Here is a 10,507-nt window from a genome sequence, read left to right on the forward strand (position 1 = left end):
CGCTGCGTCTTCTGGCGATCGGTCACTTTCCGCCGCGTCCTGCCCAGTCGCGGGCGAACTGCCAGGCCACGCGGCCCGAACGGGAACCACGCTCCAGTGCCCAAACCAGCGACTCCTGCAAGGCCTTGTCCATCTGCCTGTCGGTCACGCCGAACGCGCGCAGCCAGTGCGCGGCGATGCGCAGATAGTCGTCCTGACTGTAGGGATAGAAACTCACCCAGAGCCCGAAGCGTTCGGACAGGGAAATCTTCTCCTCCACCACCTCTCCCGGGTGGATCTCGCCGTTCTCGAGATGCTTGTAGCTCAGGTTTTCCTGCAGATACTCGGGCATGAGATGCCGCCGATTGGAGGTTGCGTAGATCAGCACGTTGTCCGCCGTGGCGCTGACCGAGCCGTCGAGCACCGATTTGAGCGCCTTGTAACCCGGCTCGCCTTCCTCGAATGAAAGGTCGTCGCTGAAGACGATGAAACGCTCGGGCCTGGCCGCGAGCAGATCGGTGAGTTCGGGCAGGTCGACCAGATCGGCCTTGTCCACCTCGATCAGACGCAGCCCCTGGCGCGCGAATTTGTTCAGACTGGCCTTCACCAGAGACGATTTGCCGGTGCCGCGCGAGCCGGTGATGAGCACATTGTTGGCCGGCTTGCCCTGGACGAACTGCCGCGTATTGCGCTCGACCTTGCGACGCTGGTCTTCGATGCCGATCAGATCGTCGTACGCGATGGGCGAGAGCTTGTGCACCGGCACCAACTGCTTGCGCCCACCCTTGCTGACCCAGCGGAACGCGACCGAGGCATGCCAGTCCGGCTCAGACATGGGCGCAGGCAGCAGGGTCTCCAGACGGTCGAGCAAGCCGTGGGCCCGCTGGAACAGCGCGAGAAGCGGGCCGCTCAGATCGACGGACGCTGGGGTCTCAACGGCCGCCTTGGACGCAGGTGATCGGGGAGGCGAGGTACGTCGGTTCGTTCCGGGCATGGTCTTCTTCGGGTTCAGGAGCGGTAATCGGCATTGATGGACACATAGTCGTGCGACAGGTCGCAGGTCCACACCGTCGCCGCTGCGGCGCCACGGCCGAGCACGATGCGCACGGTGATCTCGGCCTGCTGCATCACGCGCTGTCCGTCTGCCTCGCGGTAATCGGGATGGCGGCCGCCGCGCGTGGCGACATGCACGTCGTCGAGATAGAGATCGACGCCATCCACGTCCAGATCGTGCACGCCGGCATAACCCACGGCGGCCAGAATGCGCCCCAGATTCGGGTCGCTGGCGAAAAAGGCGGTCTTCACCAGCGGCGAGTGCGCCACGGCATAGGCCACCTGCCGTGCCTCGTCCCGGCTCAGGGCGCCCTCGACTCGGACACTGATGAACTTGGTCGCGCCTTCGCCGTCGCGCACGATGGCCTGGGCAAGCCGCTGCGCCAGCGCGGTGAGCGCGGTCTGCAGCGCCTTGGCCTGCGCGCTGTCGGCGCGCGTGATCGGGGGCAAAGAGGTCTTGCCCGTGGCGATGACGATGAGCGAATCGTTGGTCGAGGTGTCGCCGTCGATGGTGATGCTGTTGAACGAGTCGTCTGCCGCGGCGCGGGTGAGCTGCTGCAGAACCTCGGGGCTGACGGCGCAATCGGTGGCGATGAAGCCAAGCATGGTCGCCATATTGGGGCGAATCATGCCCGCCCCCTTGCTGATGCCGCTCAGCGTCACCGTGACCCCATCGATCACCACCCGCAGGCTGGCCGCTTTGGGCAGCGTGTCGGTGGTCATGATGGCGGTCGCCGCATCGGCCCAGCCTTCGCTGCGGGCGGCGGCCATCGCCCCCGGCAGGCCCGCGAGCAGGCGTTGCATGGGCAGCAGCTCGAGAATCACTCCGGTGGAAAACGGCAGCACCTGCTCCGGCCGTACGTCAAGCAGGCTGGCCAGTTCCACGCAGGTCTGCCGCGCGTCGGCCAGGCCCTGGGCGCCGGTTCCCGCATTGGCACAGCCGGTATTGATGACCAGGGCACGCACGTCGTGACCGCCCGTGCTTTGAAGATGCTCCCGGCAGACCTGCACCGGGGCGGCGCAGAATCGATTCTGAGTGAACACGCCGGCCACGCTCGCACCGGGCGCGATCTGCACCACGGTGAGGTCTTTGCGCCCAGGCTTGCGGATCTGCGCCTCACTGACGCCCAACAGAACGCCCTCGATGGCCAGTAGCTGGGTGGGATCAGGGGCTTGAAGGTTCACGGCCATGACAGACTCTCCACAACGTGACGGAAGGTAGGGTGCGCGGGGCGTGCGTGCCCCCGCAGCCCGGCAGTCGGCTTCAGCTCAGCTTGCCGTGGCAATGCTTGTACTTCTTGCCGCTGCCGCAGGGGCAGGGGTCGTTGCGCCCGACCTTGGGGTAGGGATTCTCCTGCGGAGTCGCCAACGCCGCCGAAGCGGTCGCGGCCATCCCGGCCAAGGCAGCCTCGGTGCTGTCGAGCACGGAAATGCCCGATCCGGCATCCGCGTGCTGGAAGTTGACCTGGATGCGCTGGGCCTTCTCCTCGATGATTTCGGCGGCCTCTTCTGCCTGCTCCGGGCTCTGGACCTGGACCGTCATCAGCACGCGGGTGACTTCGGACTTCACCGAGTCGAGCATCAGACCGAACAACTCGAACGCCTCGCGCTTGTACTCCTGCTTGGGCTGCTTTTGCGCATAGCCCCGCAGGTGAATGCCCTGGCGCAGATGATCCAGCGACGACAGATGCTCACGCCATTGCTGGTCGAGCGTCTGCAGCAGCACCACACGCTCGAACTGGGCGAAGTTGTCGCGCCCGACCAGATCGACCTTGGTCGCGTAGGCGGTGTCAGCGGCTTCGAGCACGCGCTCGAGCACGTCTTCGTCGGTCATGTTCTCGTCGGATTCCAGCCATGCCTTGAGCGGCAATTCGATCTGCCAGTCGTCGCGCAGCACCGTTTCAAGGCCCGGAATGTCCCACTGCTCTTCCATGCTCTGCTCGGGCACATAGGCCCGCACCAGATCGGCAAACGCCCCCTGGCGCAGCGAAGTGATCTGCTCGCCGACTTCTGTGGAGTCAAGCAATTCATTGCGCTGCTGGTAGATGATCTTGCGCTGCTCGTTGGAGACGTCGTCATACTCCAGCAGTTGCTTGCGGATGTCGAAGTTGCGGGCCTCGACCTTGCGCTGCGCCGACTCGATCGAACGCGTCACCATGCCGGCCTCGATGGCTTCGCCCTCGGGCATCTTCAGGCGTTCCATGATGGCTTTGACGCGGTCGCCCGCGAAAATGCGCATCAACGCATCGTCGAGAGACAGGTAGAACCGCGTCGAACCCGGGTCACCCTGGCGACCGGACCGGCCGCGCAACTGGTTGTCGATACGGCGACTCTCGTGGCGCTCGGTACCGATGATGTGCAGCCCCCCCGCAGCGATCACTTTGTCGTGCAGCGACTGCCATTCGCTCTTGACGGTGTGAACCTTCTCGGCCTTTTCCTCGTCGGACAGATTGGGATCGGCCTCCAGAATCTCGCACTGCTTCTCCACATTGCCGCCGAGCACGATGTCAGTGCCTCGACCCGCCATATTCGTGGCGATGGTGATCATGCCGGGCCGTCCGGCCTGGGCCACGATCTCGGCTTCGCGTGCATGCTGCTTGGCATTGAGCACCTGGTGCGAGAGTTTTTTCTCGTGCAGCAACGCCGACAGCTTTTCGCTGCTCTCGATCGAGGTGGTGCCCACCAGAACTGGCTGGCCGCGCTCAAAACAGTCGCGAATGTCTTCCACCACCGCCAGGTCGCGCTCATGCGCGGTCTTGTAGACCTTGTCCTGCGCGTCCTTGCGGCGGATGGGCTTGTTCGTCGGGATGACCACCGTTTCCAGCTTGTAGATTTCCTGGAACTCGAAGGCCTCGGTGTCGGCGGTGCCCGTCATGCCGCCGAGCTTGGCGTACATGCGGAAATAGTTCTGGAAGGTGATCGAGGCCAGCGTCTGGTTCTCGCTCTGGATGTCCACGCCCTCCTTGGCTTCCACCGCCTGATGCAGCCCGTCGGACCAGCGGCGGCCGGCCATGATTCGGCCGGTGAACTCGTCGACGATGATGACCTCGCCGTTCTGCACCACATAGTGCTGGTCGCGGTGATAGAGGTGATGCGCGCGCAGTGCGGCGTACACATGGTGCATCAGCGCAATATTGGCCGCGTCATAAAGCGTGGTGCCCTGCGGGATCAGCTCCAGCTCCGTCAGGATGGCCTCGGCCTTCTCGTGACCCGCCTCGGTCAGGAAGACCTGATGCGCCTTCTCGTCCACGGTGAAATCGCCCGGCTTCTCCACGCCCTTGCCGGTGATCGGATCTTCTTCACCGATCTGACGCACCAGACGCGGGACGATCACATTGATCTTTTTGTAAAGCTCGGTGTTGTCGTCGGCCTGGCCCGAGATGATCAGCGGCGTGCGGGCCTCGTCGATGAGAATGGAGTCGACCTCGTCGATCAACGCATAGTTCAAGCCGCGCTGCACCCGCTCGGCAGGCTCGTACACCATGTTGTCGCGCAGGTAATCGAAGCCGTACTCGTTGTTGGTACCGTAGGTGACATCGGAGGCGTAGGCAGCCTGCTTCTCCGGCTTGGTCATATTGGGCAGGTTGATGCCCACGGTCAGGCCCAGGAAGTTGTAGAGCCGGCTCATCCATTCAGCGTCGCGCCGGGCCAGGTAGTCGTTCACCGTGACCACATGCACGCCCTTGCCCGAAAGCGCATTGAGATAGACAGGCAGCGTGCCCACCAGGGTCTTGCCCTCGCCGGTGCGCATTTCGCCAATCTTGCCGTGATGCAGCGCCATGCCGCCGATCATCTGCACGTCGAAATGGCGCATCTTCAACGCGCGCTTGCCCCCCTCGCGAACCACGGCAAACGCTTCGGGCAGAAGATCGTCGAGGCTGCGGCCTCCTGCGACCTGCTGGCGAAACTCGGCGGTCTTGGCCCTCAGTTCATCGTCGCTGAGTTTCTCGAATTGCGGTTCCAGGGCGTTGATGCGCTCGACCACGCGCCGGTATTGGCGCAACAGACGCTCGTTGCGGCTGCCGAACAGACTGGTGAGGAATTTGACTGGCATGGGAAGGCGGACTCCAGGTCCGCGGTCTTGAGTGTGTTTGATGGAACACCGCAGCAACTGGCACACGCCCGGTCTTCCGAGAACATTTCATTGTATGCGTGCGGTTTTGCCGCGCACTGGCAGGCACAATGGGGATGGATCCGACGATTTCCAGTCCGTTCCCTCTGCTCCATGCCCACCCATCGCCCCCGCACCGCCTCGCCGACCCCGACTTTCGCCCCGAAGGGCGTCGGATCCCTGTCGGCCTGGGCCCGGGTGACGCAGCCCATCGCGGCCCTGCAGGACGCCGCGAGTCAGTCGCACCAGATGTGGCTGTGCGTCCGACCTTTGCTGCCTCAGGCCCTCTTGGAAGGGGTCAGGGCGGGGCGGTGGCATGACGGGGTGTGGAGTCTGACGGCCAGTTCCAGCGCGGTGGCGGCCAAGCTCAGCCAGTTCAAGCCGACGCTGCTGCACCAACTCAGGGCCCAAGGCCACGACGTTCGCGACATTCGCATCCGGGTGCAGCCCCAGGGCGCTCAGGCGGCCCCCATGGCCGCCGCAGCCACGCTGGAGCCGCTTTGCCCGCCCGCGGTCAAGGCTCGCTTGCAAGCCCTTCTGCGTCGCGGCGACTGAACGAGCCCTTCAGAACGCGAAGGTGGGAATGGCGCGAAACCCCGCCGGCGCGCGGTTTGCGTCGTCGAAGCTGACGATCTCGTAACTGGATTCGTCGGCGAAGAGCTCGCGCAGCAGCAGGTTGTTGACCGCATGGCCGCTGCGAAAGGCGCTGTAGGCCCCGATCAGGGCTTTGCCCGCCACGTAGAGATCGCCGATGGCATCGAGGGTCTTGTGCTTCACGAACTCGTCGTCGAAGCGCAGGCCCTCCTGGTTGAGGACGCGGTACTCGTCCATCACGATGGCGTTTTCCATGCTGCCGCCCAGGGCAAGTCCGCGCTCGCGCAGGGTTTCGACGTCGCGCATGAACCCGAAAGTGCGGGCGCGCGCGATGTCTTTCACATACGAATCGCGCCCCAGATCGAACACTGTGGACTGCGCCGTCTGATCGACGGCGGGATGGTCGAAATCGATGTCGAAGCTCAGCTTGAAACCGTCGTAGGGCTCCAGCCGTGCCCACTTCTGGTCGGCGCCCTGCCCCAATCTCAACTCCACCGGCTTGCGCACGCGGATGAATCGCTTGGGCGCGTTCTGCAGCGCGATGCCCGCGGACTGCAGCAGATAAACGAACGACGACGCCGAGCCGTCGAGGATGGGAATTTCCTCCGCGGTGACGTCGATATACAGATTGTCGATGCCCAGACCGGAGCAGGCCGAAAGCAGGTGCTCGACGGTATGGATCTTCACATTGTCACGGCCCAGCGTCGTGGCCATGCGGGTATCGACCACGGCGAACGGATTGAGTGGGATCTCGACGGGCTCGCTCAGATCGGTGCGGGTGAACACGATGCCCGTATCGGGCGGAGCCGGACGCAGGGCGAGTTCCACTCGTTCGCTGCTGTGCAGGCCGACGCCGACGGCGCGATTGACGGATTGAATGGTGCGTTGCGCCAACATGACGATAAATTATCGAAACCCTGTTTTTGATTGCGAGATGCTATGCATTTTAGACACTCTGGCCAGACCCTGCAGCCAGCCCGGCGAAGACGACGCTGCGGCGCCCTGACAGGGAGGTGATCTGTCAGGGCGCCGCAGCGCGCCGCTTCTGGCGCAGCGGCGACAGCGCCACGCGGAGTCGGGTCACTCCGTGAGGGGCGGGTCGGCCCTGCGGCACGGCTCATGCCGCCGCAGTGCGTCGCCGCGTCCGTTCGCGGCCGCGTCTGGGAAAAAACTCAGAGCTTGTGAATTTTTCGGGCATGTCCGAAAGGCGCGGCAAAACGCGCCCGATCGAGGCGCAAAGCACAGCCATAGCGCGGGCTATGGCGAGCATTTGCAACAAAGAGCGGGGGTGTTTTGGCGTGCAAGGCGGGCATGGCTGAAAGGTTCACAAGCTCTCAGTCGGCCTGCTTGCGCAGGAAGGCCGGGATTTCCATTTCTTCCATACCGCTTTGCATCAACGCGTTCACATGGGCCGAAGGCGCGCCGCGGCCGCTGCGCCAGATCGCCGGGATCTGGTGCGTGTCGGCGCCAGTCGGCATGCCGTAGCCCTGCCCCATCACCGGCATATTGTCGGTTCCCGTGCGGATGATGGTCAGCTCGGGAGCCGCCTTTTCCGCCTTGCCGCACAGGCCCGTGGCCAGCACGGTGACGCGCAGCGAGTCGCCCATGGTCGGATCGTTGACGGTGCCGAAGATGATGTTCGCATCCGGCGAGGCATAGGCACGGATGGCGTTCATGGCCTCGCGCGTTTCGCCCAGGCGCAGCGAGTCGTCGGCGGTGATGTTGACCAGCACGCCCTTGGCCCCCGAGAGATCGACGCCGTCGAGCAGCGGGCAGACCACGGCCTGCTCGGCAGCCAGCCGGGCACGGTCGGGGCCGCTGGCCACGGCGGTGCCCATCATGGCCTTGCCCGGCTCGCCCATCACGCTCTTCACGTCCTCGAAGTCGGCGTTGATCAGGCCTGGCACATTGATGATCTCGGCAATGCCGCCCGTGGCGTTCTTCAGCACGTCGTTGGCCTTGCCGAAGGCCTCTTTCTGGCTGATGTCGTCACCGTAAACCTCCAGCAGCTTCTCGTTGAGCACGACGATGAGTGAATCGACGTTGGCCTCCAGCTCGGCCAGGCCTTGCTCGGCGTTGGACATGCGCTTGGAACCCTCGAAGTCGAACGGTCGCGTCACCACAGCCACCGTCAGAATGCCCATCTCGCGGGCGATCTTGGCGATCACCGGTGCAGCACCCGTGCCGGTGCCGCCGCCCATGCCGGCCGTGATGAACAGCATGTGCGCGCCCTCGAGCGCATCGCGGATCTGGCCGCGCGCCTGGTCGGCCGACTCGCGCCCGACCACCGGCTTGCCGCCGGCGCCCAGGCCCGTCTTGCCCAGCTGCAGAAACTGATGCGCGCTGGACGTCTTGAGCGCCTGGGCATCGGTGTTGGCGCAGATGAACTCCACCCCACGCACGCCCGAGGCGATCATGTGTTCGACGGCGTTGCCGCCGCCACCGCCAACACCGATCACCTTGATGTTGGTTCCCTGGTTGAACGCGCTGTGGGCGTCGTTCTCGATCATTTCAAAAGCCATGTCACACCTCCGTTGAAAACCGGCTGACGCACCCTACGTCCGCCGAACACACTCTGCGCACCCGTCTGCGGACCCTTCCGCAGACGGGTGCGCAGAACTCAAAAATTCCCAGCAAACCACTCGCGCAGACGTCCCAGCGAGCCCTTGACCGAACTGCTCTTCTGCGCGATGCGCGCGCCGCGTTGACGCTGGTGCAAGGCTTCGGCCAACAGTCCCATGACCGTGGCCATGCGCGGATTGCGCACCATGTCGGCCAGCGGACCGCTGTAGCTCGGCGTACCCACGCGTACCGGCTTGAGGAAGATGTCTTCCGCCAGCTCGACCATGCCGGGCATCTGCGCCGAACCGCCACAAAGCACCACGCCGGAAGACAGCACATCCTCGAAGTGAGATTCGCGAATGACCTGCTGCGCCAGCGCGAAGATTTCCTCGGTGCGCGGCTCGATCACGCTGGCGAGCACCTGACGCGACAACATGCGCGGCCCACGGTCGCCCAGCCCCGGCACCTCCAGCGTCTCTTCGGGATTGGCCAGAACCTGCTTGGCGATGCCATGCTCGATCTTGATGTCCTCGGCATCTCGCGTGGGCGTGCGCAGCGCCATGGCGATGTCGCTGGTGATCAGCTCGCCCGCCACCGGGATGATGGCCGTATGGCGGATGGCGCCTCCGGTGTAGATGGCGATGTCGGTCACGCCGGCGCCGATGTCCACCACGGCCACGCCGAGCTCCTTTTCATCGTCGGTGAGCACGGCGTGGCTGGAAGCCAGCGGGTGCAGCACCAGTTGCTCGACTTCCAGGCCGCAGCGGCGCACGCACTTGATCACGTTCTCGGCCGCGGTCTGGGCCCCGGTGACGATGTGCACGTTCACCTCCAGGCGAACCCCGCTCATGCCCACCGGCTCTTTCACTTCCTGGCCGTCGATGATGAACTCCTGCGGCTCGACCAGCAGCAGGCGCTGATCCGCCGGAATGTTCACCGCCTTGGCGGTTTCGATCACCCGGGTGACGTCGGCCTGCGTGACCTCACGGTCCTTGATGGCCACCATGCCGTGCGAGTTCTGCCCGCGGATGTGGCTGCCGGTGATGCCGGTGATGACATGGGTGATCTTGCAATCGGCCATCAGCTCGGCTTCTTTCAGCGCCGCCTGGATGGACTGCACCGTCGCCTCGATGTCCACCACCACCCCGCGGCGCATGCCCGCGGTCGGGGCCTGGCCCATGCCGACGATCTTGAAACCCGCCGCCGGATTGTCGCGATCGGCCAGCATCTCGGCCACCACCACCAGCACTTTGGACGTGCCGATGTCCAGCGCAACCACCAGATCCTTGTAGTCCTTGGCCATGTCAATCATTCCTCCCCGCGGGTTGCGGTGTCGTCGTCTTGTTCGTTGTCTTGTTCATGCCCGGCAGATCCACGCCCTGCAGATGCACCGCGAAGCCATTGGGATAGCGCAGATCGACGCTGTCGATGGCACGCCCGTAGCGCGATTCGAGTTGCGGCATCAGGGTCATGAACTGCTTGAGGCGGGTCTGGGTGGCGGTGCTGTCGGGGGCGCTGCCCAGATCGATATGCAGGCCCGATCGGGTCTGCACGCTCCAATTGCCGCCGCTGCCCAGCGCCAGCGCCACCACGTTCTGCTGGAAGGCACGCATCAGCGGCTGCAAGGTCTGGCTCATCTGCAGCACCTGCGCGCTCGTTCCCACCGGCCCGCTGAACAGAGGCAGGCCCAGACCCTGGACTTCGCCGAGGTTCGCCGTGAAGGCCTGTCCCTGCGCATTGACCAGTTGCGGCGCGCTGCCCGGCTCGCGCCAGAGGGCCACGGGCTGCTGCGCCTGCAGGGTGACGCCCAACTGCATCGGCCACAGACGCTGCACCACCGCCGTGCGTACCCAGGGCAGGTTCTCGAACACGCGCTGCGCCTGGGCGAGGTTGATGGTGAGGAAGTTGCCCTGCAACTGCGGCAAGGCCTCGGCACGCACCGTCACCGGACTGATGCGCTGCAGGTCGCCCTGAAGCCGCACCGCGCGGATGTCCCACCAGCTGCGCTGCATCATCCAGTGCGCCACGACGAACACGCAACCGAGCGCCACCAGCCAGTACAAGGCACGGGACGTGCCCTGCATCAGGCGGACGTCGAGCGGCAGTTCGCGCGGCGCGTAGCGACTCATCGACTGTTCTCCCCGTCCACGGCCGGGGGCAGCGCAGGCGAAGCCGAAGCGTGGGGGCCAGCACCTCCGTCGCCGGGCC

8 protein-coding genes and 1 pseudogene are annotated in these 10,507 nt (G+C 64.9%); 1 reads left to right on the forward strand and 8 read right to left on the reverse strand.

Annotated elements, in window-relative coordinates:
• Nucleotides 1-22 precede the first annotated feature (22 nt).
• The 4 genes and pseudogenes from BVH73_RS05645 to secA all read right to left on the reverse strand — a co-directional run.
• On the reverse strand, nt 23-973 hold the full coding sequence (locus BVH73_RS05645; protein ID WP_245800428.1) for an ATP-binding protein: 951 nt from the start codon (nt 971-973) through the stop codon (nt 23-25).
• Nucleotides 974-987: 14 nt separating this feature from the next.
• Nucleotides 988-2,223: a bifunctional glutamate N-acetyltransferase/amino-acid acetyltransferase ArgJ gene (argJ, locus tag BVH73_RS05650; protein WP_079416867.1), complete on the reverse strand. Its 1,236-nt coding sequence runs from the start codon at nt 2,221-2,223 to the stop codon at nt 988-990.
• Between the two features lie 73 nt (nt 2,224-2,296).
• Nucleotides 2,297-2,425 carry an SEC-C metal-binding domain-containing protein gene (locus BVH73_RS16155; RefSeq protein ID WP_425444138.1) on the reverse strand — a complete coding sequence of 43 codons (129 nt, stop codon included), beginning with the start codon at nt 2,423-2,425 and terminating at the stop codon, nt 2,297-2,299.
• Nucleotides 2,426-2,517: 92 nt separating this feature from the next.
• Nucleotides 2,518-5,086 (reverse strand): annotated as a pseudogene (gene secA, locus BVH73_RS05655) (preprotein translocase subunit SecA); the annotation flags it as partial.
• A gap of 171 nt (nt 5,087-5,257) precedes the next feature.
• On the opposite strand from secA, the gene BVH73_RS05660 reads away from it, so the two are divergent.
• A complete protein-coding gene (locus tag BVH73_RS05660; RefSeq protein ID WP_245800429.1) occupies nt 5,258-5,698 on the forward strand; it encodes a DciA family protein in 441 nt (146 codons plus the stop codon).
• A gap of 9 nt (nt 5,699-5,707) precedes the next feature.
• Here BVH73_RS05660 and lpxC read toward each other — a convergent pair whose 3' ends face one another.
• The 4 genes from lpxC to BVH73_RS05680 form a co-directional block, all read right to left on the reverse strand.
• Nucleotides 5,708-6,634, reverse strand: a complete 927-nt coding sequence (gene lpxC, locus BVH73_RS05665) for a UDP-3-O-acyl-N-acetylglucosamine deacetylase (protein WP_079416871.1) — start codon at nt 6,632-6,634, stop codon at nt 5,708-5,710.
• Nucleotides 6,635-7,071: 437 nt separating this feature from the next.
• Nucleotides 7,072-8,259 (reverse strand): cell division protein FtsZ, encoded by a 1,188-nt coding sequence (gene ftsZ, locus BVH73_RS05670; RefSeq protein ID WP_079416873.1) that lies wholly within the window; start codon nt 8,257-8,259, stop codon nt 7,072-7,074.
• Between the two features lie 98 nt (nt 8,260-8,357).
• Nucleotides 8,358-9,602: a cell division protein FtsA gene (ftsA, locus tag BVH73_RS05675; protein ID WP_079416875.1), complete on the reverse strand. Its 1,245-nt coding sequence runs from the start codon at nt 9,600-9,602 to the stop codon at nt 8,358-8,360.
• Nucleotide 9,603: 1 nt separating this feature from the next.
• Complete coding sequence (locus tag BVH73_RS05680; RefSeq protein ID WP_079416878.1) at nt 9,604-10,428, reverse strand: cell division protein FtsQ/DivIB; 825 nt, start codon at nt 10,426-10,428, stop codon at nt 9,604-9,606.
• Nucleotides 10,429-10,507 lie beyond the last annotated feature (79 nt).

This window comes from Thiomonas intermedia, assembly GCF_002028405.1.
GTDB lineage: Bacteria > Pseudomonadota > Gammaproteobacteria > Burkholderiales > Burkholderiaceae_C > Thiomonas > Thiomonas intermedia.